Origin of the sequence: Thalassovita mangrovi, from assembly GCF_009857745.1 — a bacterium.
Taxonomy (GTDB): Bacteria; Pseudomonadota; Alphaproteobacteria; order Rhodobacterales; family Rhodobacteraceae; genus Thalassobius; species Thalassobius mangrovi.
On the sequence record NZ_WWEN01000012.1, the window covers coordinates 1 to 26997 of the forward strand.

Consider the following 26997-nt stretch of genomic DNA (forward strand, 5'->3'; position numbering starts at 1 on the left):
CCCCGCCGCCGCCATGACCGCCGCCGCCCCGGCTGGGCGGCACCGCCGCGCCGTCCCGCCCCGGCGTGGCGCGGGTGTTGATCCGGCCTTCCAGCGTCGGCCCGCCCAATCCCTTGATCGCCGGATCGACGCGGGCCTCTTCGCGGTCTTGTTCCGGCGCCTTCGCCTCAGGGGTGGCGACATTGCCTTCGCCGTCCTGATCCACCTCCACCGGGTCCTTCAGCATGAAGGGTGTGCCGGGGATTTTGCCGTCTTCGGCTTCGCGGGCGGCATGGAACGCCTTGAGGATATTGAGCATCCTTTCCTGCCGGTCCGGATCGGGGGCCTGCGCGCCCCGGTCGATCCCCTGCCGCGGCGCCAAGGACGCCGCTGCGCGGGCCTTGAAATGCCGGAATTCGACGGCGCGGTCTTCTTGCCCGGGGCCGAGCGGATCGCTGTCCGTGGTGTCCTTCATTTTCGGTCTCTCCTCCAGTCTCAAGCCAGCATCGTCTGCATCACGTCCAGGTGCGGCGGCCCGTCGTCGGCGGCCAGGGCCGCGGTCGGGTCGTTCAGCGTATCGCCCCCTTGGGTTTCCAGCATCCCGTCGGCCAGGAAGGCGACCGCCTCGCTGGCGAGGGTCGCGTCCGGGTTGGCCGCCAGCATCACGTTGGCGGGCGGTGCGTCGTCGGAAATCAGGTTGGCCTGATACAGGACGGCATCGGAAAACACCGCCCCGTCGGTCATCACATGCGACGGCAGGTTCAGATCGGCCAGCACCGCGACATTCACCGCGGCGTTGTCGCCCGAGCTCACGGCCTGCCCGGCCTCGGCGTCTTCGCCTGCGGGCAGTTCGATCAGATCGCTGTCGGACAGGACATTCACCTGGGTGACTTCGCGGATATTCAGCAGATCGCCGGTGATGTGCAGCACGCTGAACACCTCCTGCGGCGCGAAAAGGCCGCTCAGCAGGACCGAGGACACATCCGGGATATTGCCCTCGATCCCGTCGAACAGATCGCGGAATTCATCGGTCAGGGCGCTGATATGGTCGGAGGCGCTATGGGTGATCGACGCGCTGTTGACCAGCGCGTTGCCGGAGCCCGAAAGCACGGAGTCGCCCGCCTGATCCTGCCACGGGGTCAGAACCTCGTCCTGATCGAGCAGGATATTGATCTGCGACACCGCGTTGGTCGATATGAAATCGCCGTCGACCACGATCAGGTCATAGGCCTGGCCATAGCTGGTCCAGACAGCGCTGTTGATGGCCTGGTTTTCGCCGAGCGAGATATAGCTTTGACTGCCGGACACGGTGACCGAAACCGCGTCTTCGTCGCCGATCCTGTTGAACTGGTGCACCCAGTCGTAATTGATCAGGTCGCCCTCGATCGTCGCCATCGTCACCATGTCGGGCAGGAAGCTCGGGCCGGTCATGGCCGGGGCCTCGCCCACCGTCGGCTGGCCGGAAAACTGCGCCGCGTTGGTCAGCTCGTTGTCGGCTTCGGGCTGTGCCGCCTCGTCGCGCAGGACGTTGATTTGCGAAATCGCGTCGAAGCTGACCACGTCGCCGCCCACCGCGATGACCGGCGCGTCGACGCCGCCGCCGACGCTCACCACTTCGTTCAGGGCAAGGTTGCCGCCGGTGGCGAGCGAAACATGACCCTGCCCCGTGCCGTCGCCTTGAACCTGTTGCAACGGTTCGGGCAGGGCTTCCTGCCAGAGCGGCATGTCCGTCGCCGCCCCCCCGTTCACCGTCCCCCCCGCGACGCCCGCGCCGGTGGCCAGGTGGACTTCGGCCTCCGGCACCGCCGCGCTGGCGCTCGCCGCCCGCGCGACCACCGCGTCGAACACGGCGGCGGCCTTTGCGGCCGCCATGCCGTCCTCGGGGTCGTTGACGAACCCGGCGGGCATCGGCCCCAGCACCTGAAGCTGCGCCGCCTGCCCCTGCAGATCGGCCAGCACCACGCCCTGCGCCTGCACGAAGGCCTGCGCGGTCTCGGCCGGCAGGTCGAGGGTGTCGCGATCGGTCAGCGTGTTGTCCTGTTGGGTAACCCGCATATTCGACCCGGGGGGCGGCGCCTGGACCAGCTGCGGCATGTCGTTGCCGGGGATTTGATAGGGCGCGGCAGAGGGCTGCGCGAGCAGAAGATGCCCGGGACCTGCGACATGGGCATAGCCGGGCCCGTCATAGCCCGCCGGGCCGGTGACGGCGGGACCGACGCCGGGACCCGCGCCCGGATAGGGATCGCCGGCCTGGGGATCGTAGCCCTCGGGCCCGTAGATCACGTCGCGCGAGACGGAGGCATCGTTCAGAGGATCGAGAGATTGTTTCTTATGAAAATACTTGAAGCTGGAATATTCGGTTCGCGACGCCGCAGTTTCACTGGCGAGATGAAAAAGCCCGATGAAATAAGCAATGGATTCTGTGGTCTTGTCCATGAACATGGCCGGCACCACCTGCAAAGATTAGTTTAGGCCCGCGCGGGGAAGCTCCCGCGCGAACCGGTTTTTCAGGGGCTTGTCAGACACAGCTGGCTTGCCCGGACGGGCAGGATCAGCCGTCTTCACCCGTCAGGGTGTAGGTCGAGTCCAGATCGTTACCCACGGTGGTCATGTCGACCGTGTTGCCCAGGACGTTGGCGCCCATGGTGATCGACTGGTTGAACGCGGTGGTGTCCAGAACCGCGTCGGCCGAGGCGTAGGATTCACCCATCACATAGCCGTCGTCGCCGTTGTTCGACCCCCAGACGCCGCCGCTGCCGCCGGCGGCACCGTCGCCACCATAGGCATCGCCCGCGTCACCGCCGTTCACCGACGAGGTCGCCGCGCCCGCCATGGTGGTGCCGCCATAGGCCGCCCCCGCGCCGCCGCCTGCGCCACCTTGCGAGCTGGCCAGACCGCCGGCCCCGGAAGTCGCGCCGCTTGCCGCACCTGCGGCGATCCCGATGCCACCGGCCTGGGCCGAAGACCCGGCCGCCGCGATCGCGGCCGCGGCATCGCCGCCTTCCAGGAAGTCGAGCAGGCCCAGATCGATGCCGCCCTCGGCCGCCAGCGCACCCGCGGCCGCGCCGCTTGCGGCTGCGCCGAGACCGACACCCACGTTCACGCTGGTCGCGTCAGCCGCACCGCTGGCGCCGCCGACCGCGCCGGAACCGCCGCCGGCACCGCCGTCGCCGCCTTCGACATCATCGGATTGCGACCAGCCGCCGAAGGCCGCGCCCAGGGCGTCGCCGCCGGTCGAGTAGGCATCGTCGCCGTCGCCGCCGGAGCCGCCTTCGGAGTTGATGCCCTCATCGGCGTCGGCCGACCCGCCATAGGCGCTGCCGTTCTGGGTGAAACCCGCGCCGTCATTGGAGACGTCCGGATCGGACAGCGTGTCGTTGTCGTTGAGATGGTTGCTCATGACGTTGACGGTGCCGCTATCGTTCCCCGGTCCGTTCAGCGCGTGGTTCAGGATGCCTTCCAGGTTCAGGTCGTCGCCGATGTCATAGTGGATATCGCCGCCATTGGACATCACCACGTCATCGATCGATGCGCCCCCCGACAGGTCGATATCGGCGAAGTCGTCATCGGTGGGCATGTAACCTTCCATGTCCAGACCGATATCAACATTCACGTCGACATCGGTATCGGTCGTGTGGTTGCTGCTGGCCGACGTATTGCTGATGTTGGTGTCGCTGCTGTTGGTCGTGGTGTTGTTATTGTTGTTGTTGGTGTTCGTGTCGGTATCGGTGTTTTCGTCATAGTTCCAGTTGCCGTTGGCGTTGCCGTTACCGTTCAGGCTGGCATTGCCGTTCAGGTTCAGGTTGCCGTTGCCATTGCCGTTCAGGTTCAGGCTTTCCTGGCTCTGGCCTTGTCCCTGGCCCTGGCCTTGCCCCTGACCCTGGCCTTGACCCTGGTCCTGGCTCTGCTCCTGTTCCTGGTCGCCGTTTTCATTGTAGGTGACCGGACTGTTGTTGAAGAAGCCGATCGCGGTTTGGTTGTTCTTGATAGACATCTCTTTGAGTCCTTCTCGTCTGCCCGTCGAGACCGCGACTCATCTCTCATGCGGCCAACCTTCGGGCGGTTGCATCAAGCCGGGCGTCCTGTCCCGACCGTTTTCCCGCACCGACGCGGCGCTTGGGCCATGCCGTTTCGGGGCGCCTGATTGGGCGCAGGTCAAGACTGGCTTCGGGAAGGGGGCAAAGGTAGCTGGCCATAGTATTACAAAACGGCGAATCCCCGAAGGCGTTGATTTCGAATAAAAAACCGGAATACACGGCATGATTCCCTGCAACCGGACGCAATTCGGGAGGCGATTCGATCTACTTTTGATGGAGATTCACAGCCAGACGCCGGCACAGAGCAAAAGGCGAAATGAAAATTTCAAATCAATTTACAGGTGAGTTCAAATTAATAACAAATCCTTACCACCTGAATTCTGCAAGAGCCCCCCCGGCTGCAATGCTATGGCGAATGGGCAAAATGATTAATAAAAAGTAATATTAAATGATGTGGATAATTAGTGTATAGTTTCGTCAGGACAGCCAGATCGATCTTGTTGAAATTGGACAAGCTCCAACCCTCTCAGGACCGCAAGCCATCCTTCAAGAACGGCAAAGAGGGCATCGTCGCTTCAGAAACAAAAATCGAAGAAAACATTCAAAAACATTCATTCATTTTTTAATTCATTTTGATTGTCCGACAGGTCGTTCTGTACCGACACCGGTTACGGAGTGAAAAAATGACGACGCATTACATCGCAATTTATGGCGAAGGCGTAACGCTGACCCAGAGATGTGAAAACATTATAAAAGAAGAGTTTCCGGCTGCCAGCCTGATCCGGCTGAAAAGCATTGGAGACTCTGCAAATGGGAGGATAAAACAACCGATTAGCCTGGCCCTTGTCGAGCAGGAATTGCTTGAAAAAGACATGGCGAAAGATATCGAAACTCTCAAACAGATCGGCGCGAAACGGTTCGCCCTGGCCTATCACAGTAAGGAATTCGCGACCCAATTCTACGACCACATCCGGTCGGACGAAAACCTGGCGGATTTCGGCTTCCTGCCGATGAACCTGCAGCTCGACTGCTGGTTGTCCATGCTGAGGCTGCTGCTGCTGGATCAGGTCTGCGTGCCGCAGGCGCTGCTGGACAGGTCGCAGCCCGCTGACAGCGCAGTGAAAGGTGTCCGGCCCGAAGAGTTCGACAACCTGACCCGGCGCGAACATGAAATCCTGCACCTGGTCGCGCAGGGCAAGCAGAACAAGCTGATCGCCGCCGACCTTTCGGTGTCGGAACACACGGTGAAGCTGCATATGCACCATATCATGCGCAAGCTCGGCGTCAGGAACCGGACCCAGGCCGCCCGGATCTACATCAACGACGCCCGGGAAATGGCAAGGGCATGACCCCCACGGCGATCGACCAGAACTTTTCGCAACTGCTGATGCTGGTCGGTCGCCTCAACTACACCTGGACCAATACCGAAAGCCTGCTGATCCACCTGATCGCGGGGCTTGCGCGGACGGATACCGAAACCGGGCTGATCATCTTCCTGACACTCAACACGACGCGCGCGCGGGTCGAACTGGTCGAACGGCTGGCCAAGAGGGACCACACCGACCCCGAACTGCAGCGCCGCATCCTTGAGGCGATGCGGGCGATGATGCGGCAGTCATCGCTGCGCAACCGCTACAATCACTGCATCTATTCCTTCGACAAGGACCAGGGCACCGCACGCACGATCCTGATGCGGATTTCCGACCGCAAGGACCGGCTCAAGATCGGCCAGACCGCCGAGATCGACGACCAGGCGATCGGGGAAATCGAACAGGCGATCGAGGCGATGCAGGGCGTCAACACCACGATCTGGAAGATCGTGCAGGATTACGGTTTCCCGACCTGACAGGGGTCGGGCAGGCGCCCACCCGGTCCGGTCACGCGCCGCTTTGATCGCGCCAGCGGTTGACGATCGGGTAGCGCCGGTCGAGCCAGAACGCCCGCGGGCTGAGCCTTGTGCCCGGCGCCGACTGGAAACGCTTGTATTCGCTGATATAGAGCAGGTGTTCGATCCGCTTGACCGTGTCGCGGTCGAAACCTGCGCGCACACAATCCTCGACCGAGGCTTCGGCATCGACCAGCAGCATCAGGATCGCGTCCAGCACCTCGTAGGGCGGCAGGCTGTCCTCGTCCTTCTGGTCGGGGCGCAGTTCGGCACTGGGGGGCTTTTCGATGATCGAAACCGGGATCACCTCGCCCGCAGGGCCCTGCATCCAGTCGCGATGGTTGTCGTTGCGCCAGCGGCAGCAGTCGAAAACGCGGGTCTTGTACATGTCCTTGATCGGGTTGTAGCCGCCGTTCATGTCGCCATAGATCGTGGCATAGCCGACCGCGACCTCGGATTTGTTGCCGGTGGTCAGAAGCATTTCGCCGAACTTGTTGGACAAGGCCATCAGCAGCAGCCCGCGCAGGCGCGACTGGATGTTTTCCTCGGTGATGTCCTCGCCCCGGCCCTCGAACAGCGGCGCCAGCGTGTTGGTCACCGCGTCGCGGCTTTCCGTGATCGGCACGTAGTCGTAGCGGCAGCCCAGGTTTTCCGCCAAATCCTTGGCGTCGTCGAGCGAGCCTTGCGAGGTGTATTCCGACGGCAGCATCACGCAGCGCACGTTTTCCGCACCCAGCGCGTCGACCGCGATGGTCGCCACGATGGCACTGTCGATGCCGCCCGACAGGCCCAGCAGCACCTTACCGAAGCCGGTCTTGCCGCAATAGTCGCGCAGGGCGATCACCATGGCGCGGTAATCCTGTTCCATGTCGCCCGGGATATGCGCCTTGGGTCCCTGCTCGATCCGCCAGCTATCGTCGCCGCGCAGCAGGTCGATATGGGCGATGTCTTCGTCGAACAGCGGCATCTGCAGCGCCAGATCCCCGCCCGGGTTCAAAGCGAAAGTGCCGCCGTCGAAGACCTGATCGTCCTGCCCGCCGGCGAGGTTGAGGTAAACCAGCGGCAGGTCGGTTTCGACCACGCGGGCCACCATCAGATTCTGCCGCACTTCCAGCTTGTTGCGGAAATAGGGCGATCCGTTCGGGATCAGCAGGATTTCCGCCCCGGTTTCGGCCAGAGTTTCGGCCACGTCTTCGTACCAGGCGTCTTCGCAGATCGGGCTGCCGATACGCAGGCCGTTCACCACATAAGGGCCGCTGATCGAGCCGCTGTCGAAGATGCGAACCTCGTCGAACACGGTCTCATTGGGCAGGTGATGCTTCAGCACCCTATGCGCCACCTTGCCGCCCTGCAGGATGAAATAGGCGTTATAAAGCTTGCCGTCTTCCACATAGGGCCCGCCGATACCGATCGCGGGGCCGTCGGCGCAGTCCTGCGCCAGCCGGTCCACCTCGTCCATCGCGGCGCGGTGGAAGGCGGGTTTCATCGCCAGGTCCTGGGTGTTGTAGCCGGTGATGAACATTTCCGGGAAAGCCACCATGTCGGCGCCCGCCGCCTTGCCGGTTGCCCAGGCGTCGCGTGCCTTGGCCGCGTTTCCGGCCAGATCGCCCATCGTCGGGTTCAACTGCGCCAGCGTGATGCGAAATCTGTCTGCCAATGTCCCGTTCCCTTGCGGCCTTTCCTCCGATTTACCAGATCGGTGAGCGAGGGAAAGCCGATTTGCGCCGAAACCCGTTGCCCCCTCCGGGGCTGTCCTCTAGTTTCTCAACTGTTTCAACGAGAAACGGGCAGCGCGTCGGGAACGGAACATGACCAAGAAGCGGATCGTATTTGCAACCATCCTGAGCGGCGCGGCACTGCTGGCCGCCCCGGCCTTCGCGCAGCAGGCCGATCAGGTGCTGACCAAGCAATATGACGATGGCGGCGTCTATGAGGGCACCTTCCGCAACGGGCTGCAGCATGGCACCGGCACGTACCGGTTGCCCAACGGATACGAATATACCGGCGCCTGGGTCGATGGCGAAATCAAGGGCAAGGGCGTGGCGCGTTTCCCCAACGGGTCGGTCTATGAGGGCGATTTCGAAAAGGGCAAGCCGCAGGGCTTCGGCAAGATCGTGTTTGCCGATGGCGGCACCTATGAGGGCGAATGGCTGGCCGGCAAGATCACTGGACAGGGCATCGCCGTCTATGCCAACGGCGTGCGCTACGAGGGCGGGTTCCGCAACGCGATGCATCACGGCCGCGGCACGATGCAATCGCCCGGCGGCTATGTCTATGAGGGAGACTGGGTCAACGGCGTCAAGGAGGGCCTTGGCCGGATCACCTATCCCGACGGGGCGGTCTATGACGGCCAGGTCCGGCGCGGCACCCGCGAGGGCCAGGGCACGCTGACCATGCCCGACGGGTTGGTCTACACGGGCCTGTGGAAGGACGGCCAGATCAACGGCAAGGGCAAGCTGACCCAGCCCAATGGCGACGTTTACGAGGGCATGCTGTCCGGCGGCCGCCGCGAGGGCGAGGGCAAGGTCACCTATGCCAATGGCGACACATACGTTGGCGCCTTTGCGGCCGACAAGCGGCATGGGCTGGGCGTGTTCACCGGCGCCGATGGATACCGCTATGAGGGCAACTGGACCGCCGGTCAGATCGAAGGCGAAGGCACCGTGACCTATCCCGACGGGTCGATCTATACCGGCCAGTTCCGTGACGGGCTGGCCGACGGGGCGGGCAAGATCATCTATCCCGACGGCGCCACCTATGAGGGCGACTGGAAGGCCGGGGTGATCGACGGTCAGGGCAACGCCACCTATCCCAACGGGATGAGCTATGAGGGCGGTTTCGCCAACGCGCGCAACGAGGGTTTCGGCATCATGATGCGCGCCGACGGCTATCGCTACGAGGGCAACTGGAAGGACGGCCAGCGCCACGGCGAAGGCGCCGCGACCTATCCCGACGGCACCGTCTACAAGGGCCAGTTCGCTGGCGGCAAGCGCGACGGCAGGGGCACGCTGACCATGACCGGCGGTTTCCGTTACGAGGGCGAATGGAAGGACGGCGAAATCTCGGGCCGTGGCATCGCCACCTATTCCAACGGCGACGTCTACGAGGGCACCTTCCTGAACGGCAAGCGCCAGGGCGCGGGCACGATGCGCTATGCCTCGGGGCAGGAAGCCAGCGGCAATTGGCAGAACGGCGCGTTGCAGGCGGAAGGGACGGCAGCGGAGCCTGAAACGACGCCGGAAGCCACGCCGGAGCCTGAGACGCAGGCGACGGAATAAGATCGAGGTCGGAGACGCCGGGCAGCGCCCAACCGCAGGTGGGCGCTCAACCCTGTGCGATTGGCACCTTATCCCTCCGGCTACATCGAACATTTATATCGCGCGCAAACCTCACCAAAGCGCCCGCCCGGGGGGCGGTCGGGCGCTGCCCGGCGGCGCGGAGCGCCGCTGTTCGGGCGGGGTTTCACACTTGCTGGTCTGTCCTCCGATACCTGGCACCCGCGCGGGCGGTCAGCCCGCGCGCGCCCGGGCCTGCATCGGCGTCATCCCGGTCCAGCCCTGGAAGGCACGATAGAAGGAATTCGGATCGCGATAGGCCAGCAGGTAGGAAATTTCCTCGACGCTCATGTCGCCCTGCGACAGGTAGCGCAGCGACAGTTCCGACCGGGTCGCGTCAAGCAGCGCCTGGAAGGTCTCGCCCTCGGCCTTCAGGTAACGCTGCAGGCTGCGCTTACTCAGGTTCAGCCGGGCGCTGACCGCCTCGACCGAGGCTTCGCCGCCAGGCAGCAGATCGACCAGCGTCGCGCGCACCCGATCAGCGATCGAGGCGGGCGCGTCGCGTTCGGCCAGTTGCCGGCGCAGGTCGACCTCCAGCATCGCCCAGAAATCGTCGTTGCGCGAAATCAGCGGCCGTTCGGCATCCGCCGCACGCAGCACCATCCGCGCCACGCCGCCCGGCTGCGGCGCCACGCCGAAGAAATCGGCGAACCCGTCCTGCGGCCCGCCGTGATCGGGCATCTGGATGGCCAGCGGCACGATCTGTTCGGCGGTGAAACGTCGCGCGCATTCCAGGAAATAGACCAGTTCGAACGCCGCCACCCCCGGCGGCATCGGCGCATCCGGATCGGACGATCCGATACCCAGCGTCACCGTATCGCCCGCCCGCCGCACATCCAGCCGCACCGGTGCGACCAGCGGCTTGAACAGCGCCAGCCGGGTCAGGCCGATCTCGATCGTCGGGCTGCAGGAAAACGCCAGGATCGCGGGCACGAAAGTGGCTTCGGCGAATTGCCGCCCCAGGCTCAGCGCCAGATCGTCCTGCCCGACCTCGTCAAAGGCGGCCTGCCACAGCGCATAGAATTCCCGCGCCGTCACGCCCTTGCCTTCGTGATCGAAGAAATCGGGCGCCAACCCGATGCGCTGCAGCACGCGGGCCTCGTCGATCTTCATCATGGCGCTGAACTGGCGCGCGATCTTGGCGACGGGATAGCGTTTTCTTTGGCTCATCTGCATAAAACCTTCCTCAATACCGGGGCAGGATAGGCAATGGTGCCCGCCGCGATCCAGTTCGCGCCCGCGCCGTGGCGCCTTGGGTTATAACTTTGGCACGATCTGCGAGTTTTACAATCCGCCCGGCGCGCTATCTTGACCCTAAAGGCAGCAACACGCGGGAGGAACGCGGATGAGACTGGTGGTGAACGGAACCTCGCACGAGGTCGATGTCGAGGCAGACATGCCTCTGCTCTGGGTGCTGCGCGACGAAATCGGGCTGACCGGCACCAAATACGGCTGCGGCGTCGCCGCCTGCGGTGCCTGCACGGTGCATGTGGGCGGGGTCGCGGTGCGGTCCTGCCAGATGGCCGTCGGCGATGTGGATGGAGAGATCACCACCATCGAAGGCTTGGGCAATCCGCAAGCGCTGCACGCGGTGCAGGCGGCCTGGGCCGAACACCAGGTGGCGCAATGCGGCTACTGCCAGTCGGGCCAGATCATGCAGGCGGCCGATCTGCTGTCGAACATCCCCGATCCCTCTGATGCCGATATCGACGAGGCGATGTCGGGCAACCTGTGCCGCTGCGGCACCTATCCGCGCATCCGCGCCGCGGTGAAGACCGCCGCCGCCAAGCTGCAGGAGGCGTGACATGAGCCGTGCCGGAAAAATCGCCCGCCGTAGCTTCCTGATCGGGTCGGCCGCCATCCTTGGCGGCGTGGCCTTCGGCGTCTACCGGGTCAAGACGCCCTATGCCAACCCGCTTGAGGACGGGCTGGCCGACGGATCGGCCACCTTCAATCCCTGGGTGCTGATCGATGCCGAAAAGGTCACGCTGATCACGCCCCATGCCGACAAGGGTCAGGGCGTCGCCTCGGCCCAGGCGGCGCTGATCGCGGAGGAGCTGGATATCGACTTCGGCCAGTTCGAGATCGATTTCGGCGCACCGGACAAGGCCTATTGGAACACCGCGATGGGCAGCGAAGGCGCCCCCTTCATGTCCAGCGACGAAAGCTTCATGGCCGAGGCCACGCGCGGCGTGATGGGTGGCGCGATCAAGCTGCTGGGAATGCAGATGACCGGCGGGTCCAGCGCCATGCCCGACAGTTTCGTCAAACTGCGCGAAGCGGGGGCGATGGCGCGCGAGACGCTGAAACTAGCGGCCTCGCAGAAAACCGGCGTGCCGGTGGCGCAGCTGAAGACGGCGGGCGGCGCGGTGCAGCTGCCCGACGGGACGGAGCTGAAATATACCGAATTGGCCGGGATCGCCGCCGGGCTGGACCCGGTGCGCGATGTCGCCTTGCGCGATCCGTCCGAATGGCGGCTGATCGGTCACCCGATGCAGCGGCTGGACATGCTGGCGAAGGTGACTGGCACCCAGAGCTACGGCATCGATTTGCAGATCGACGGCATGGTCCATGCCACGGTGCGGATGAACCCGCGACAGGGCGGCGCGCTCAATGGCTATGACGACAGTGGTGCCAAGGCCATGCCCGGGGTCAAGGCAGTGCTGCCGATCACCGGCGGCGTCGCGGTGGTGGCCGACAACACCTGGCGCGCCTTCCAGGCGGCCGATGCGATTGAAATCGACTGGGGCCCCGCCCCCTACCCCGCCGAACAGGACGATCACTGGGCGGAAGTCGCGGCGTCCTTTACCAAGGATCGGCTCGACAAGACTTGGCGGGACGAAGGCGATGCGGCGGCGGCCACGCAAAACGGGATCGAGGCCGAATACCGCTCGCCCTACGTGGCGCATCAACCGCTGGAGCCGCTGAACGCCATCGTCCGGGTGACCGACGAGGCGGTCGATGTCTGGTCCGGCCAGCAGGTGCCGCGCATGTTGCAGCAGATCGTGGCCAAGGTGACCGGCCACAAGCCGGGTCAGGTGCGGTTCCACAACCAGTTCATCGGCGGCAGTTTCGGCCACCGGCTGGAATTCGAATACCTCAAGCAAACTGCCGAAATCGCCAAGCAGATGCCCGGCACGCCGGTGAAGCTGACCTACAAGCGCGAAGAAGACTTCGCCCACGATTTCCCCCGCCACATTGCCATGGCGCGCGGCAAGGGCGCGGTGGCCGACGGCAAGGTGGTGGCGATGGATCTGGAAATCGCCGCGCCCTCGGTGATGTCGTCGCAGATGGGCCGGGCCGGGGTGCCGGTGCCGGGGCCCGACATGCAGATCGTCGCGGGGGCGTGGAACAATGCCTATGCGCTGCCGAACCTGCGGGTGCGGGGCTACCGGGTGCCGGAACTGGCGCCGGTGTCGTCCTGGCGGTCGGTCGGCGCGGCGGGGGCCGGGTTCTTCTTCGATTCATTCCTCGACGAGCTGATCCATCAGGCCGGGGCCGACCCGATGGAGGAACGCATCCGGCTGATGGGGCACGAGTTGTCGCGCAAGGTGCTGGAAACGGTGGCCGAGATGTCATCCTGGGGCGGCGAACTGGCCCCCGGGAAGGGCCGCGGCGTGGCCTTCGTGGAAAGCTTCGGCGTGCCGACGGCGGAGGTGGTCGAGGTCACCGCGACCGAAGACGGCATCCGCATCGACAAGGTGTGGGTCGCCGCCGAGGTGGGCCAGGTGATCGACCCGGTGAATTTCGAAAACCTGGTGCAGGGCGGCGTCATCTTCGGGCTGGGGCACGCGATGAACAGCCGGATCACTTATGCCGACGGGATGGCGGAACAGGCCAATTACTGGGATGCCGAGGGGATGCGGAATTACCAGTGCCCCGAAATCGTGGTGAAGGCGCTGGAAAACGGGCCCAAGATACGCGGCATCGGCGAACCGCCCGTGCCGCCCGCCGCCCCGGCGCTGGCCAACGCGATCTTCGCGGCGACCGGCAAGCGGCTGCGCGAAATGCCGTTCAACCAGTTTGTCGATTTCGTGTGATCCGGTAGGGGGCAGCGCCCCCTACCCCCAATATCCCGAGGCACGGCAGCGGCTGCGGTCTTCGCCCAGGCTGGTCCTGAAATACTCCCGTATGTCGCGCGCCTCGGATTTCGAGGCGGCGAACCACAGGTAACTGTCGTCGCGCTCGGGCAGCGCCACCGCCCGCACCGCCGCGCTCAGATCGTCGCCCCGGTCGCGGTAGAGCCAGCGCAGCCGGATGCCGGTGCGGTTGACCACCTCGCCTTCGCGCCCCGGCGCCCCGGCCAGGATCAGCGCCTCGCCCTCGGTCTCGGGCGGCAGGGTTTCCAGCATCCGCAGGATCGCCGGTTGCGCGGTTTCATCGCCTGCCAGCAGCATCCACCCGCCCGGGGGAATCCCGCCGCCGACGGGGCCGATCAGGCCGATCCGTTCCCCCACCGGATTGGACAGCGCCCAGTCCGACGTCGGCCCGCCCGCATGGCGGTAGATATCCACGGTGATCCGGTTGCGGTCGGCATCCACCTGGCGGCCGGTATAGACGCGGTGGACCAGCTGGGCGTCATTGTCCGGCCAGAGCGGTTTTCCGCCCTCGCCCCGACGCGGCCAGACCGCCGGGCGGTCGGCGTGGCGCTGGCGCAGCAGGCGGAAATGCAGCGCGCCCTCGGCGAAGCGGGCCAGGTCGTCGCCCTGCAATTCCAGCCGCAGGAAATCCTCGGACAGGATATGCATCGCGGTGACGCGGGCGAAGCTGAGATTGGCGGCCAGATCGCCCGATTGCATGGATTTGCGCAGACCCTTGGCGACGCCCTGCCTGAGGTTCGGGATTTGCGAAAACGGCCTGTCATTCACGAGATGGTTCAACAGATATCCCCCGGTTGGCAAAAGGAAATTCATCTGCTGGATATGCCGACCCTATCGGACGGGCGGCATCGTCTGGCGGCCCGCATCCGGGCGCTTACGTCATAGCAAGCGCCCGGACCGGATGACAATATGCGATTGCCGTCGCCGTCAGCGACCTGTCGTCACGCCTTGGGGCGTTCGGACTTGGGATCGTAAAGCGGGGCGAGGCTTGCCTCGGCCTCGACGATCCGGCCCGCGATGTCGATCTGGTAGGTGGAGCCGAGCAGGTCTTCGGCCTTTTCGCCCGGGGTGCGGCAGGGCACGTAGCCCATGCCGATCGCGCCGCCAAGCGCGTGGCCGTAATTGCCCGAGGTGACGAAGCTGACGATCTTGCCGTCGCGCAGGATCGGTTCGTTATGGAACAGCAGCGGCTCGGGATCTTTCAGCCGGAACTGCAGCAACCGGCGGTTCAGCCCCTCTTCGCGCTTGCGCAGCACCGCGTCGCGGCCGATGAATTCGCCCTTGCCGGTCTTCACCGCGAAACCCAGCCCGGCTTCCAGCACGTGGTCTTCGTCGGTGATGTCATGGCCGAAATGGCGGTATGCCTTTTCGATCCGGCAACTGTCCATCGCGTGCAACCCGCAAAGCTTCAGCCCCAGCGGTTCGCCCGCTTCCATCAGGCTTTCCCAGACATGGGCGGCCTGATCGGAACTGGCATAGATTTCCCAGCCCAGTTCGCCGACATAGGTCACGCGGTGGGCGCGGGCGATCCCCATGCCGATCTCGATCTCGCGCGCCATGCCGAAGGGGTGGGCGTCGTTGGAAAAATCGTTGGGCGACACCTGCGCCAGCACCTCGCGCGCTTTCGGGCCCATCAGCGGCAGCACCACTTCCGACGCGGTCACGTCGAGGATGGTCACCGATGCGTCGCCGACATGGCGGCGCAGCCAGGCCAGATCGCGCTGCAGGGTGGCACCGGGCACCACGAGGAAGAAGGAATCTTCGCCCAGCCGGGTCACGGTCAGATCGCATTCGATGCCGCCGCGCGCGTTCAGCATCTGGGTATAGACGATGCGGCCCGGATCGACATCCATCTGGTTGGCGCAGACATTCTGCAGGAAGGCCAGCGCGTCGCGCCCGTCCACCCGGATCTTGCCGAAGGAGGTCATGTCGAGCATGCCCACCCCTTCCCGCAGCGCCATATGTTCGGCGCGCTGGTTGTCGAACCAGTTCTGCCGCTTCCAGCTGTAGCGGTAGTCGCGTTCCTGGCCGTCATTGGCGAACCAGTTGGCGCGTTCCCACCCGGCGGTTTCGCCGAACACCGCGCCCTTGGCCTTCAGCTGTTCATGCAGCGGCGAGCGGCGCACGCCGCGCGCGGTTTCCGGCTGCCGGTAGGGGAAGTGATCGGCATAAAGCAGGCCCAGCGTTTCGCTGACCCGTTCGCGCAGGTAGCGCCGGTTTTTCTGGAACGGCTGGGCGCGGCGGATATCGACCTCCCAGACGTCAAACGGCGGCTCGCCGTCGTTCATCCATTGCGCCACGGCCATGCCCGCCCCACCCGAGGACACGATGCCGATGGAATTGTACCCGGCGGCGACCCAGTAGCCTTTCAGCTCGGGCGCTTCGCCGAGGTAATATCGGTCGTCGGGGGTGAAGCTTTCGGGGCCGTTGAAGAAGGTGTGGATGCCCGCCTCGGCCAGCATCGGCATCCGGTTGACGCCCATTTCGAGGATCGGTTCGAAATGGTCGAAATCTTCCGGCAGCTGGTCGAAGCAGAAATCTTCGCTGATGCCATTCATGCCCCAGGGCTTGGCACGGGGCTCGAACGCGCCCAGCAGGATCTTGCCCGCATCTTCCTTGTAATAGGCGCATTCATCCGGCACCCGCAGCACCGGCATCTGGGTCAGATCGGGGATGTTTTCGGTCACGATGTAGAAATGTTCGCAGGCATGCAGCGGCAGGGTCACGCCGTTCTGCGCCGCCAGGTCGCGGCCCCACATGCCGCCGCAATTGACCACCATGTCGGCGGCGATATGGCCCTGCGCTTCACCGCTTTGCCAGTTGACGCCGGTCACCCGGCCATTCGCCTCGGTCACGCCAGTGACCTTGACCTGTTCGACGATCTTGGCGCCGCGCGCCCGCGCGCCCTTGGCCAGCGCCAGCGCGATATTGGCCGGGTCCGCCTGGCCGTCCTTGGGCAGATGCACGCCCGCGACCACGCCGTCGGTGTTCAGATGCGGGTAAAGCGCCTTCACCTCGTCGGGGGAAAGTTCGTTCACCTCGACGTCGAAGGCGCGGGCCATGGCGGCCTGGCGCAGGATTTCTTCCTTGCGTTCCTCAGTCAACGCGACGGTGATCGACCCGCATTGGCGGAACCCGGTGGCCAGCCCGGTCTCGGCCTCCAGCCTCGTGTAGAGATCGGCGGAATATTTCGCCAGCCGGGTCATGTTCTGGCTCGCGCGCAATTGCCCGACCAGGCCTGCGGCGTGCCAAGTGGTGCCCGAGGTCAGCTGCTTGCGTTCCAGCAGAACGATATCGGTCCAGCCCAGTTCGGCCAGATGGTAGGCCACGGAACAGCCGGAAATGCCGCCGCCGATGATGACGACGCGGGCTTTGGAGGGAAGGTCAACCATTGGGATCACCCGTATTCCGGCGCAAGGCCGGGTCTGTTGGAGGTTTCAGGACGCGGCGCGCCGGGGCAAGGATCACCCGCCCGGGGCAGAGCTGTCTAGATGCATTCCCCGCCATCGACGACCAGCGCGTGACCGGTCACGAAGGTCGACATGTCCGAGGCCAGGAACACGATGGCGTCGGCGATTTCGCCGGTGGTGCCCCAGCGGCCCATCGGGATGGTGTCGGCGATATAGCTTTCCAGCGCCTTGCGGCCGCCCATCTGCACTTCGAACCCGGCGTTGAACGGGGTATCGACGAAGCCCGGGCACAGCGTGTTGAAACGGATATTGTCGCGGGCGTAATCGGCCGCCATCTGCCGGGTCATCGCCACGGCGGCGTGTTTGGTGGTGGCATAGGCGATCATTTCGCGGTCGTATTGCACGCCGGAATTCGAGGCGGTGATGATGATGCTGCCGCCGCCCTGCTGCTTCATCGGGCCGATGGCGGCGCGGGCGGCGATGAAATGGGCCCGCACGTTCAGATCCCAGCTGGCATCCATGTCCTCGACCAGCACCTGGTCCAGCTTGCCCTCGATCTGGATCCCGGCATGGGAATGCAGGATGTCGAGCCGCCCATGGCGTTCCGCCGTTTGCAGGATCGCCTTTTCCAGCAGTGCGGAATCGGTCACGTCGATGGCCAGCGCCTTGGCCGAATTGCCCGCTTCGGTGATGGCGTCGGCAGTGGCGACGGCCAGCGCGCCGTCGCGGTCGGTCACCACCACATGGGCGCCGCATTGCGCCATGGCGATGGCCCCGGCGCGGCCGATCCCGGACCCGGCGCCGGTGACGAAGGCGACGCGGCCTTCCAGCGAAACCATCTCGGCGGGGGTTTTCACTCTTTCAACAACGGTCATGACTTTCTCTTTTCTCCACGCCGCAGCAGGATCTGCGCGGTAATCAACATGATCAGCGACGCCGCCAGCACCATGGTGCCGATGGCGTTGATTTCGGGCGTCACGCCGCGCCGGATCGACGAGAACACGTAGATCGGCAGCGTGGTTTCGGACCCGGCGACGAAAAAGGCGATGATGAAATCATCGAAACTGAAGGTGAAGCTGAGCAGGAACCCGGCCAGAACGCCCGGCAGGATCATCGGCAGCGTCACCTGCCGGAAGGTGCCCATCGGCGTGGCGTAGAGGTCCGAGGACGCTTCGGTCAGCGACCGGTCCATGCCCGCCAGACGCGCCCGCACGATGATGACGACCAGCGCCATGGTGAACATGGTATGCGCCGCGATCAGCGATCCCATCCCCATATGCAGCTGCGGCGGTTTCGCGCCTTCGGGCCAGATTGCCGCGATGGCCGGGTTGACCAGGTCGAACAGCGTCACCAGCCCGATCAGCGTGGCGATGCCGATGACGATGCCCGGGATCATCACCGCGATATAGATCAGCCCGTCGAACAGGGTGCGCACCGGCCCCTTGATGCCCTGCAGCGCCACCGCCGCCATGGTGCCGAACAGGCTGGCGCAGAGCGCCGAAAAGAACGCCACGGTCAGGCTGGTCTGCAGCGCGTCCATCACGAATGGATTGTTCAGCGCCTTGCCGTACCACTGGGTCGAAAAGCCCTGGAACTGGCTGGCATGGCGGCCGGCGTTGAAGCTGAACACCGCGATCACGCCGATCGGGATATAGAGGAACAGGTAGACGAATATCGAATAGAGCCGCATCTTTCAGTCCCTCACATCAATGACACGTCTTCGCGCTGCGCGCCGAGCTTGCTGATCAGCCGCATGTAGAGCGTCACGCTGATCAGCATGATGATCACCAGCGTCGCCGCCACCGCAGACCCGAAGGCCCAGTTGCGCGATTGCAGGAAGAGATCGACCAGGGCGTTACCGACGAAGAACACCTTGCCGCCGCCCAGCAGAGCGGGGATCAGGTATTCGCCCATCAGCAGGATGAAGACCAGCAGGCTGCCGGTGGCGATGCCGGGCAGCGACAGCGGCAGCGTCACCTGCAGGAAGGTGCGGATGCGCGTCGCGCCGAGATCCGAAGACGCCTCCAACAGCCGCTTGTCGAGCCGATCAAGGCTGACGAAGATCGGGAACACCATCAGCGGCAGGTAGCCGTAGACGATGCCGACCAACACCGCGAAGGGGGTGTTGATCAGGCGCACGCCCTCGATCCCGATCAGTTCCAGAAGCGCGGGGATGCCGCGGCCGCCCAGCAGGAAGATCCAGGCATAGGAACGGATCAGGATCGAAGTCCAGAATGGCACGATGACCAGCACCAGAAGCATGGTTTTCCACTTCGGGCTGGCCAGCACGGCCAGATAATAAGCCAGCGGATAAGCGATCACGAGCGCCGCAAAGGTGCCGATCGGCGCCAGCATCAGGGTATTCTTGAACGCCGCCCACCGCGCGGGAAGGTTGGCGTATTGTTCCAAGGTGAACGCGGGGACATATCCACCGGAAGCCCCGCGTTCGCCGAAGCTGAAAACGAGAACGACCGTCAGCGGCACGATCAGCATGACCAGAAACCAGGTTCCGGCAGGTGCCAGTAGCAGAAGATTGCGGGTGCGTTGCGTCATGTCGTTCTCGTCGTGTTCAGATCAGGCCGATTTGAAGCGGGCCATCAGTTCGGCCCGGTTCGGGTCGGTCAGGGTGGCCGCTGCGCCGAATTCCAGCGCGCTCAGCAATTCCTGCGCCGGGTAGAGGATCGGGTCGTTCAGCAGCTCCGCGGGCAGCAGCGCGTTGGTATGCGCGTCCGCCGACGGATACCCGTGGGCCAGCACTTCCTTGGCGTTGACCTGCGGGTCGAGCAGGAAGTTGATCAGCGCATAGGCGGCATCCATATGCGGCGCGCCTTTCGGGATCGCGTAGTAATCGCTCCACAGCTCGCCGCCTTCCTTGCCGAGAACGAACTCGATTTCCGGCATGTCGGTGTTCATCTGCTTGCCGTCGCCGGTCCAGCACATGGTCAGCCAGGCGTCGCCGTTGCGCATCGCGGGCTGGTAGTCGGACGAGATCGCGAACAGGTGCGGCTTGACTTCCAGCAGCAGCTTTTCGGCATCGGCCAGTTCCGCCGGATCGACCGAGTTGAAGGAATAGCCGAAATATTTCAGCGCGTTGCCGATGGTGGTCAGCTGGTAGTCATGCACCATGGTGCGGCCCGAGAAGCTTTCCTTCGTGATGTCGAAGAACTGCTTCCAGCTGTCCAGCTTCACGCCGTCGGTGTGCTTGCTGTTATAAGCGAGACCGGTGGTGCCCCAGTTCTTCGGCACCGCGTAGAGCGTGCCGTCGACCGAACCGGCCTCTGCGAAGCGCGGGTCATAGGCGGTGGCGTCGTAATTGGGCAGCCGCGAGGTGTCGAGAGGTTCGATCAGGTCCTCGGCCACATAGGTGCTGATGGTGTAGTTGGTGGGAACATAGACGTCCCAGCCGCTGCCGCCAGCCTGCAGCTTGGCCAGCATTTCTTCGTTCGAACCGAAGACGTTGACCTGCACATGGGCGCCGGTGGCTTCGGTGAAGGCATCGAAGTTGGCCGGGTCGTGGTAGTTCGGCCAGGTGGCCAGGATCACCCGGTCGCCGATATCGCCGGCGGCGAAGGCCGGAAGCGGGCGCAGGCCGGGCACGGCGGCGCCCATCACGGCACTGGCCATGCCGAGACCGGTCACGCCAAGAAAGTGACGGCGGCTGACCGACCCCTTCTTGTAGCGGTAAAGTTCTTCCATGAACTTTTTCTTGCTGATTGGTGTGTCGTCGCGTTGCATTTGGATACTCCCTGTGAAGAGTTTTCGTAGGCTTTAGTTATTTTCCAGAACGAGCGCCGCGCCTGCATCCCAGGATGCCTGCAGCACATCGCCCGTATTGAACGGCCCTTCGTTCAATTCCGCGAGCCTGGGCGCCAGCACCAGGAAATCTCCAAGGCTGTCATGGCGCACCAGGTATTCCGTATGTTCGCCCAGGAAGATCCGGTTCAGCACCGTCACCGGCAGGCTGCCATCGCTGGCCTTGGTGCTGAGGCTGATCTGTTCGGGGCGGACGCTGACCGTGACGTCCTGGCCGGGGTGCAGATCGTGCACCGCCTCGCCGGTTACGTCTTGGCCGTTGCCCAGGGTGACGTTCGCGACCGATCCGGACACGTTCGCCACCTTGCCGTCAAAGAAGTTGGTCGACCCCACGAAGCCCGCCACATAGCGGTTGCGCGGCCGGTCGTAGAGGTCCTGCGGCGATCCGATCTGTTCGATCTTGCCCGCCCGCATGATGCAGACCCGGTCGCTCATCGACAGGGCTTCTTCCTGATCGTGGGTGACCAGGATGAAGGTGATTCCAAGACTGCGCTGGATGTTCTGCAGTTCGATCTGCATGTCCTTGCGCAGCTTGCGGTCCAGCGCCGCCAGCGGTTCGTCAAGCAGCAGAAGCTTGGGTTCGTTCACCACCGCGCGGGCCAGGGCGACGCGCTGCTGCTGGCCGCCCGACATTTCCCAGATACGGCGATCCTCGAACCCCTTCAGCTGCACCAGATCCAGCGCCTTGGCGACCTTGTCGGCGATTTCGGCCTTGGACGGGCGCGGGCGGCGTTGCTTCAGCCCGTAGCCGATATTCTGCGCCACGGTCAGGTGCGGGAACAGCGCATAGTGCTGGAACACCATGTTCACCGGCCGCAGATGCGCGTCCAGCTTGTTCACCACGTCGCCGTCGAGCAGCACCTCACCATCGGTCGGCGCCTCGAACCCCGCCAGCATCCGCAGCGCTGTGGTCTTGCCGCAGCCCGAGGGGCCGAGGAAGGACAGGAACTCGCCCTCCTCGATCGCCAGGTTCAGATCGTCCGCCGCCAGAACGTCGCCGAATCGCTTCGACACGGCGCGCAGTTCGGCGATGATTTTCTTGCCGCCGCCTTCGCGGCCCGGGGTATATTCACCCTTGTTCATTTTCTTGATTGTTTCCCTGTTGGGTGGCATATCATCTGTTTTGAAAAAATCGTAAGAAAATCCCGATTCATTGTATATACCACGAATTAGGTAGTCCAAATTTGATAAGCGGGATATTGGGAGGATAAACTGTGACAAATTGGGCCGAGGCGACAGGCGAGCTGATCGCGGCGATCGACACCGACGATTTTGCGTCGAAACTTTCCAATGCTTTTAAAAGGATAGCGCCGTTCGACTATACGGTCGTCTTCGGCTATCTCGGCTCCGCCCGGCCGCTGGACCTGTATGACGACTTCCCGAGCGGCAAGCGCAGGGTCTTCGTCGAGGACTACCAGGAAGGCCCCTATCTTCTCGATCCGTTCTACCTGGCCAGCACGACTCCGGTAGAATCGGGCCTGTACCGGCTGCGCGACCTGGCGCCGGACCGGTTCTATCAGGGCGAATATTTCCGCAACTATTACGTCCAGACCGGGCTGGCCGAGGAAATCGGGTTCTTCATCAACCTGCCCGGCGGCGTGGTCGTGGTGGTGTCGCTGATGCGGGCGGAAAAGGCGTTCACGGCCAAGGAAATCCGCGAATTGCGGGCCTATTGGCCGGTGGTGGAGGCCGCCTGCTGCAAGCATTGGCGCGATCTGGCGACGCAATTCGGCGCCGAGGCTGGCACGACGACGGAAAACGGGTTGTACAAGAGCCTAGAACTGGCGTTCCAGACCTTCGGCAAGGGCGTGCTGACCCCGCGCGAACGCGAAGTGGTCGAATTCACCCTGAAGGGCCATTCCGCCGAAGCCGTCGGCCGCATCCTTGAAATCGCCCCCGGCACGGTGCGGATTCACCGGCGCAACATCTATTCCAAGCTGCAGATCCGGTCGCAGGGCGAATTGTTTTCAGAATTCATCGACACGCTGCTGCAAAGCCCGGCCTGATCCGCGCCGGGCAGCGGGGAATGCCCCCTGCCCGACGCGCTATCGTCAGGTCTTGGCGATGCGATAGATCGCCGGGATCACCAGCACGGTGAAGGCGGTGGAAGACGCCAGCCCGAACAGCAGCGAAATCGCCAGCCCCTGGAAGATCGGGTCGAACAGGATCACCGCCGCCCCGATCATCGCCGCGATGGCGGTCAGCAGGATCGGCTTGAACCGGGTCGCCCCCGCCTCGATCAGGATATCCACGGTGACCTTTTGGTCGGGATCGGCATGGCGGATGAAATCCACCAGCAGGATCGAGTTGCGCACGATGATCCCGGCCAGCGCGATGAAGCCGATCATCGAGGTGGCCGAAAACGGCGCCCCGAACAGCCAGTGGCCCAGCATGATGCCGAGGAAGGTCAGCGGCACCGGCGTCAGGATCACCAGCGGCAGACGGAAGCTGCCGAACTGCGCCACGACGAGGATGTAGATCCCCAGCAGCGCCACGCCGAAGGCCGCGCCCATGTCGCGGAAGGTCACCCAGGTGACTTCCCATTCGCCGTCCCACAGCAGCACCGGCTGATCGGTGGTTTCCGGCTGGCCGTTCATCCGGATCACCGGCTTGTAGCCTTCGGGCCAGTCGATCGCGTCCAGCCGGTTGGCGACTTCCAGCATGCCGTAAAGCGGCGCCTCGAAATCGCCGGCCAGTTCGCCGGTGACCATGATGACGTCATAGCCGTTATGCCGGAACACCGGGAAGGACGCGCGTTCCTCGACGATATCCACCACGTCGCCCAGTTCGACCACGCCGCGTCCGCCCGGCAGGGCGTTGGCGGGCACCGGGGTCGACAGCGCCTCGGCATCCATCACCCGGTCGGATTTGGCCCGCGACATGACGATGGGGATCGGCCGGCGGCCGTCGCCGCGATGCGAATAGCCCACCGTGGTTTCCCCGTTCAGCATGCGCAGCGTATCGAGAGCATCGCTTTCCTGCACCAGGTAGAAATCCATGTCGGTCGGCCGCAGTTCGGCCCGCAACCGGCGCGACCGTTCGCCATAGCTGTCGTCGACATCCACCACGAAGGGGATATCCTCGAACGCCTTGCGCACCTGCGCGGCCACCTCGCGCCGGACCTCGGCGTCGGGACCATAGATTTCCGCCAGCAGGGTGGAAATCACCGGCGGACCGGGCGGCGGTTCGACCACCTTGACCACCGTGCCCTCGGGCACCTCGACCTGATCGGCCAGCCGTTGGCGCAGTTCCAGCGCGATTTCATGGCTCACCCGGTCACGGTCGCCCTTGGGCAGCAGGTTGAGCTGCACATCGCCCTGTTCCGGCAGCCCGCGCAGATAGTAATGCCGCACCAGACCGTTGAAGTTGAACGGCGCCGCCGTCCCGGCATGAAGCTGGGCCGAGATCACCTCGGGCAGGTCCATCGCGACACGCGCCGCCTGCTGCAGCACCGCATCGGTCGCCTCGACGCTGGCGCCTTCGGGCAGGTCGACGACGATGGCCAGTTCCGACTTGTTGTCGAAGGGCAGCAACTTCACCGTCACGTCCTTGGTGTAGAGCGCGGTGAGCGACCCGAAGGACAGCGCAATCACCACCAGCAAGAACAGGCCCGAGCGCCCCTTGCTGGAAATCACCGGCCTTGCGATGGAGGCATAGAACCGCCCCAGACGCCCGCCGGGGAACCCGCCCTCTTCATGATGCAGCGGCGCGCGGCCCGCGATCTTCAGCATCAGCCAAGGCGTGATCATCACCGCCACGAAGAACGAGAAGATCATCGCGGCCGAAGCATTGGCCGGGATCGGCGACATGTAGGGCCCCATCAGCCCCGACACGAACAGCATCGGCAGCAGCGCCACAACCACGGTCAGCGTGGCGACGATGGTGGGGTTGCCCACCTCGGCCACGGCGGCCACGGCGGCTTCCATCCGGCTTTGGCCCTCGCGCTTCATGCCCCAGTGGCGGGCGATGTTTTCGATCACCACGATGGCGTCATCGACAAGGATACCGATGGAGAAGATCAGCGCGAACAGCGACACCCGGTTCAGCGTGTAGCCCATGATATAGGCCGCAAACAGCGTCAGCAGGATGGTGACCGGGATCACGATCGCCACCACGATGGCTTCACGCCAACCGATCGCCAGCAGCACCAGGATCACGATGGACACGGTGGCCAGCGCCAGGTGAAACAGCAGTTCGTTGGCCTTTTCATCCGCCGTTTCGCCGTAATCGCGGGTGATTTCCATTGCCACGCTGTCGGGGATCAGCTCGCCCTGCATTTCCTCCACCCGGTGCAGGATTTCCTCGGCCACGGTCACCGCGTTGGCGCCGGCCCGCTTGGCCACCGCCAGCGTCACCGCCGGTTCGCGGGTGATGGTGCCGTCCTCGGCCCGTTCCAGGGTGGTGACGTATTGTTCCTCCATCCCGGTGACGAAGGAAATATCGGCCACGTCGCGGACATAGACGGTGCGCCCGTCTCGCGCGGTCAGTTCCAGGTTGCCGATTTCGGACGGGGTTTTCAGCGTCTTGCCGATCACCAGCGGGATCTGGTCGCCGCCGTCGCGCAACCGGCCCGCCGGGGCGGCGGAATTGGCGCCCTGCACCTTGCCCGCCAGCTGCTGCAGGGTGATGCCGTGCAGCGCCAGCTTTTCGGGATCGGGCGCGACGCGCAGCACCTCGTCGGTGGCGCCGGTCAGGTAGGTCAGGCCGACGTTTTCGATCTGCGCCAGCTTCACCTCGACCTCGCGGGCGATCCGCGTGAGCTGCGCCGCATCCACCGCGCCCGCGCCGGGGGCGGCGGAAAAGGTCAGCGACACGATGGGCACGTCATTGATGCCGCGCCCGACCACCAGCGGCTGCGGGATGCCGACCGGGATACGATCCATATTGGCAAGGATCTTGTCGCGCACCCGCAGGATCGCGGTATCGGCGGACACGCCGACCACGAAACGCGCGGTCACCATGACCTGATCGTCCCGGGTGTCGGAATAGACATGTTCGACCTGGTCGATGCCCTTGACGATGGTTTCCAGAGGTTCGGTCACCAGCTTGACCGCATCCTCGGCGCGCAGCCCGTCGGCCTGCACGTGGATGTCGACCAAGGGCACCGAGATTTGCGGTTCCTCCTCGCGCGGCAGGCTGATCAGGGCGATCATCCCCACCGCCAGCGAGGCCAGCAGCAGAAGCGGCGTGAGAGGCGAAAGGATGAAGGAGCGCGTCAGGCGCCCGGCAATCCCCAAGGCGCCCGAAGGGGCCTGACCCGACGGTTCACTCATGAGCGTCCACCACTACCTTGTCGCCGGCGGAAAGGCCGGTCAGAATTTCACGCCAGTCGGCACCGTCACGGGTGATCAGCTCGCCGGGCACCACCGCCCGCGACAGCACCCCCTGCGCGGTTTCGACCCGCACCAGGTCGATGCCGCCGACCCGTTCCAGCGCCGCGTCGGGCACCAGCAGCGCCTCGCGCTCGGCCACCGGCAGGCGCACCGGCACCCGCCGACCGACAAACCGGGTATCCAGGCCCTCGACCTCGACATCGGCCTCGACCCGGCCTCCCTGCACCAGCGGGTAGAGCTTGACCAGCTCCCCTTGGCGTCGTTCGCCGTCCTGGCCGATCTCGATCGTGTCGCCTTCGGCCAGCGCCCCGGCGAAACGTTCCGGCACCGCAAGGCGCAGGAACGCGCCGCCGCCGCCGATTTCCGCCAGCGCTTCGCCCGCGTTGACCACCGATCCGCGCGCCACCGGCACGCTCAGCACCACGCCGGTATCGGGCGCCAGCACCGCGCCTTCGGTGATCTGCTGTTCGATCACCAGCCGTTCCGAGGACAGGCTGGAAATCTGACCGTCCAGCACCTGCACCTGGGTGCGCAGCTGATCCATTCTCTGCGAGGTGATCACGCCGCGTTCCAGCAGTTGTTCGCCGCGATCCAGATCGGACTGCGCGGTGGCAAGCTGCGCCCGCGCCGCGTCGAGCTGGGCGTCGATCGAGTCGATCCGGAAGGCCAGCTTGTCATCCTCGATCACCGCGACCCGCGTGCCCGCTTCGACCCGATCGCCTTCGGTCACCAGCAATTCGCTGATGGTGCCGCCGATGCGCGCCCGCGCCGGCACCCGGTCGCGGGTTTCGATCTGTCCGTAGACGGGTTTCCATTCGGTCACGGTCTGCGGCACCACCTCGATCGTTTCGGCGGTAACCGGCGCCGCAAACAGACAGAACAGAACGAAAAATCGTTTCATCAGACTTCCCCTGATAGCCGGTGTGAATTTCGCTGCACGCTAGTGCGCGCCCCGACATATTTCTTTGACATAACGCAAACTTAGGTCGCACCAAATCCGGTCCATATTAACCCCGGATGGCGCTGGCGCCGACGGGTTTCAAGGCCAAAACCGATGCAAACGGATCAGTCCGCTCTCCGCCACCGTCTGCAAGACCGGTGTGGA

20 protein-coding genes are annotated in these 26997 nt (G+C 64.5%); 6 read left to right on the forward strand and 14 right to left on the reverse strand.

What is annotated here, in order from left to right; translation table 11 throughout:
- The 3 genes from GR167_RS19465 to GR167_RS19475 form a co-directional block, all read right to left on the reverse strand.
- A partial coding sequence (locus tag GR167_RS19465; protein WP_160975411.1) for a hypothetical protein occupies positions 1-454 on the reverse strand: 454 nt, incomplete at its 3' end.
- Positions 455-474: 20 nt separating this feature from the next.
- Positions 475-2415, reverse strand: coding sequence for a hypothetical protein (locus tag GR167_RS19470; protein WP_160975412.1), 1941 nt, complete (start codon positions 2413-2415; stop codon positions 475-477).
- A gap of 115 nt (positions 2416-2530) precedes the next feature.
- The gene (locus GR167_RS19475; protein ID WP_212770049.1) at positions 2531-3973 is read right to left on the reverse strand and encodes a hypothetical protein; all 1443 of its coding nucleotides are present in this window, start codon (positions 3971-3973) and stop codon (positions 2531-2533) included.
- A 915-nt stretch (positions 3974-4888) separates the two neighbouring features.
- Here GR167_RS19475 and GR167_RS19480 point away from each other — a divergent pair.
- Together GR167_RS19480 and GR167_RS19485 are read left to right on the forward strand one after the other, a co-directional pair.
- A complete protein-coding gene (locus GR167_RS19480) occupies positions 4889-5365 on the forward strand; it encodes a helix-turn-helix domain-containing protein (protein ID WP_160975413.1) in 477 nt (158 codons plus the stop codon).
- Entirely contained in the window at positions 5362-5862 is a 501-nt protein-coding gene (locus GR167_RS19485; RefSeq protein WP_160975414.1) for a hypothetical protein, read from the forward strand. Before GR167_RS19480 ends, GR167_RS19485 begins: the two co-directional genes overlap by 4 nt.
- Positions 5863-5893: 31 nt before the next feature.
- On the opposite strand, the gene GR167_RS19490 is transcribed toward GR167_RS19485, so the two are convergent.
- Positions 5894-7558, reverse strand: coding sequence for an NAD+ synthase (locus GR167_RS19490; RefSeq protein ID WP_160975415.1), 1665 nt, complete (start codon positions 7556-7558; stop codon positions 5894-5896).
- Positions 7559-7709: 151 nt separating this feature from the next.
- On the opposite strand from GR167_RS19490, the gene GR167_RS19495 reads away from it, so the two are divergent.
- The gene (locus tag GR167_RS19495; RefSeq protein WP_160975416.1) at positions 7710-9179 is read left to right on the forward strand and encodes an MORN repeat-containing protein; all 1470 of its coding nucleotides are present in this window, start codon (positions 7710-7712) and stop codon (positions 9177-9179) included.
- Between the two features lie 231 nt (positions 9180-9410).
- On the opposite strand, the gene GR167_RS19500 is transcribed toward GR167_RS19495, so the two are convergent.
- On the reverse strand, positions 9411-10406 hold the full coding sequence (locus tag GR167_RS19500) for an AraC family transcriptional regulator (RefSeq protein ID WP_160975417.1): 996 nt from the start codon (positions 10404-10406) through the stop codon (positions 9411-9413).
- Positions 10407-10581: 175 nt separating this feature from the next.
- Here GR167_RS19500 and GR167_RS19505 point away from each other — a divergent pair, with 175 nt between their 5' ends.
- Entirely contained in the window at positions 10582-11040 is a 459-nt protein-coding gene (locus GR167_RS19505) for a (2Fe-2S)-binding protein (RefSeq protein ID WP_160975418.1), read from the forward strand.
- A gap of 1 nt (position 11041) precedes the next feature.
- Entirely contained in the window at positions 11042-13276 is a 2235-nt protein-coding gene (locus GR167_RS19510) for a xanthine dehydrogenase family protein molybdopterin-binding subunit (RefSeq protein WP_160975419.1), read from the forward strand.
- 21 nt (positions 13277-13297) lie between these two features.
- Here GR167_RS19510 and GR167_RS19515 read toward each other — a convergent pair whose 3' ends face one another.
- The 7 genes from GR167_RS19515 to GR167_RS19545 form a co-directional block, all read right to left on the reverse strand.
- On the reverse strand, positions 13298-14116 hold the full coding sequence (locus tag GR167_RS19515; protein WP_160975420.1) for a siderophore-interacting protein: 819 nt from the start codon (positions 14114-14116) through the stop codon (positions 13298-13300).
- Positions 14117-14277: 161 nt separating this feature from the next.
- Complete coding sequence (locus GR167_RS19520) at positions 14278-16728, reverse strand: GcvT family protein (RefSeq protein ID WP_160975421.1); 2451 nt, start codon at positions 16726-16728, stop codon at positions 14278-14280.
- A gap of 95 nt (positions 16729-16823) precedes the next feature.
- Positions 16824-17621, reverse strand: coding sequence for an SDR family NAD(P)-dependent oxidoreductase (locus GR167_RS19525; protein ID WP_235916086.1), 798 nt, complete (start codon positions 17619-17621; stop codon positions 16824-16826).
- Positions 17618-18436 (reverse strand): ABC transporter permease, encoded by an 819-nt coding sequence (locus tag GR167_RS19530; RefSeq protein WP_160975422.1) that lies wholly within the window; start codon positions 18434-18436, stop codon positions 17618-17620. The genes GR167_RS19525 and GR167_RS19530 overlap by 4 nt, the downstream gene beginning before the upstream one ends.
- Positions 18437-18447: 11 nt before the next feature.
- On the reverse strand, positions 18448-19299 hold the full coding sequence (locus GR167_RS19535; RefSeq protein ID WP_160975423.1) for an ABC transporter permease: 852 nt from the start codon (positions 19297-19299) through the stop codon (positions 18448-18450).
- 21 nt (positions 19300-19320) lie between these two features.
- Positions 19321-20481: an ABC transporter substrate-binding protein gene (locus GR167_RS19540; protein ID WP_160975424.1), complete on the reverse strand. Its 1161-nt coding sequence runs from the start codon at positions 20479-20481 to the stop codon at positions 19321-19323.
- Positions 20482-20514: 33 nt separating this feature from the next.
- The gene (locus tag GR167_RS19545) at positions 20515-21642 is read right to left on the reverse strand and encodes an ABC transporter ATP-binding protein (RefSeq protein ID WP_160975425.1); all 1128 of its coding nucleotides are present in this window, start codon (positions 21640-21642) and stop codon (positions 20515-20517) included.
- Positions 21643-21773: 131 nt separating this feature from the next.
- Here GR167_RS19545 and GR167_RS19550 point away from each other — a divergent pair, with 131 nt between their 5' ends.
- Complete coding sequence (locus GR167_RS19550) at positions 21774-22565, forward strand: helix-turn-helix transcriptional regulator (protein WP_160975426.1); 792 nt, start codon at positions 21774-21776, stop codon at positions 22563-22565.
- A 45-nt stretch (positions 22566-22610) separates the two neighbouring features.
- Here GR167_RS19550 and GR167_RS19555 read toward each other — a convergent pair whose 3' ends face one another.
- Both GR167_RS19555 and GR167_RS19560 read right to left on the reverse strand, forming a co-directional pair.
- Positions 22611-25832 carry an efflux RND transporter permease subunit gene (locus GR167_RS19555; protein WP_160975427.1) on the reverse strand — a complete coding sequence of 1074 codons (3222 nt, stop codon included), beginning with the start codon at positions 25830-25832 and terminating at the stop codon, positions 22611-22613.
- On the reverse strand, positions 25825-26793 hold the full coding sequence (locus GR167_RS19560) for an efflux RND transporter periplasmic adaptor subunit (protein ID WP_160975428.1): 969 nt from the start codon (positions 26791-26793) through the stop codon (positions 25825-25827). Before GR167_RS19560 ends, GR167_RS19555 begins: the two co-directional genes overlap by 8 nt.
- Positions 26794-26997: the final 204 nt, after the last annotated feature.

Coding starts and splice junctions, on each gene's coding strand:
- GR167_RS19470 (WP_160975412.1), bottom strand. CDS start 2,415: ATGGACAAGACCACAGAATCCATTGCTTATTTCATCGGGCTTTTTCAT.
- GR167_RS19475 (WP_212770049.1), bottom strand. CDS start 3,973: ATGTCTATCAAGAACAACCAAACCGCGATCGGCTTCTTCAACAACAGT.
- GR167_RS19480 (WP_160975413.1), top strand. CDS start 4,889: ATGGCGAAAGATATCGAAACTCTCAAACAGATCGGCGCGAAACGGTTC.
- GR167_RS19485 (WP_160975414.1), top strand. CDS start 5,362: ATGACCCCCACGGCGATCGACCAGAACTTTTCGCAACTGCTGATGCTG.
- GR167_RS19495 (WP_160975416.1), top strand. CDS start 7,710: ATGACCAAGAAGCGGATCGTATTTGCAACCATCCTGAGCGGCGCGGCA.
- GR167_RS19500 (WP_160975417.1), bottom strand. CDS start 10,406: ATGAGCCAAAGAAAACGCTATCCCGTCGCCAAGATCGCGCGCCAGTTC.
- GR167_RS19505 (WP_160975418.1), top strand. CDS start 10,582: ATGAGACTGGTGGTGAACGGAACCTCGCACGAGGTCGATGTCGAGGCA.
- GR167_RS19510 (WP_160975419.1), top strand. CDS start 11,042: ATGAGCCGTGCCGGAAAAATCGCCCGCCGTAGCTTCCTGATCGGGTCG.
- GR167_RS19520 (WP_160975421.1), bottom strand. CDS start 16,728: ATGGTTGACCTTCCCTCCAAAGCCCGCGTCGTCATCATCGGCGGCGGC.
- GR167_RS19525 (WP_235916086.1), bottom strand. CDS start 17,621: ATGACCGTTGTTGAAAGAGTGAAAACCCCCGCCGAGATGGTTTCGCTG.
- GR167_RS19530 (WP_160975422.1), bottom strand. CDS start 18,436: ATGCGGCTCTATTCGATATTCGTCTACCTGTTCCTCTATATCCCGATC.
- GR167_RS19535 (WP_160975423.1), bottom strand. CDS start 19,299: ATGACGCAACGCACCCGCAATCTTCTGCTACTGGCACCTGCCGGAACC.
- GR167_RS19540 (WP_160975424.1), bottom strand. CDS start 20,481: ATGCAACGCGACGACACACCAATCAGCAAGAAAAAGTTCATGGAAGAA.
- GR167_RS19545 (WP_160975425.1), bottom strand. CDS start 21,642: ATGAACAAGGGTGAATATACCCCGGGCCGCGAAGGCGGCGGCAAGAAA.
- GR167_RS19555 (WP_160975427.1), bottom strand. CDS start 25,832: ATGAGTGAACCGTCGGGTCAGGCCCCTTCGGGCGCCTTGGGGATTGCC.
- GR167_RS19560 (WP_160975428.1), bottom strand. CDS start 26,793: ATGAAACGATTTTTCGTTCTGTTCTGTCTGTTTGCGGCGCCGGTTACC.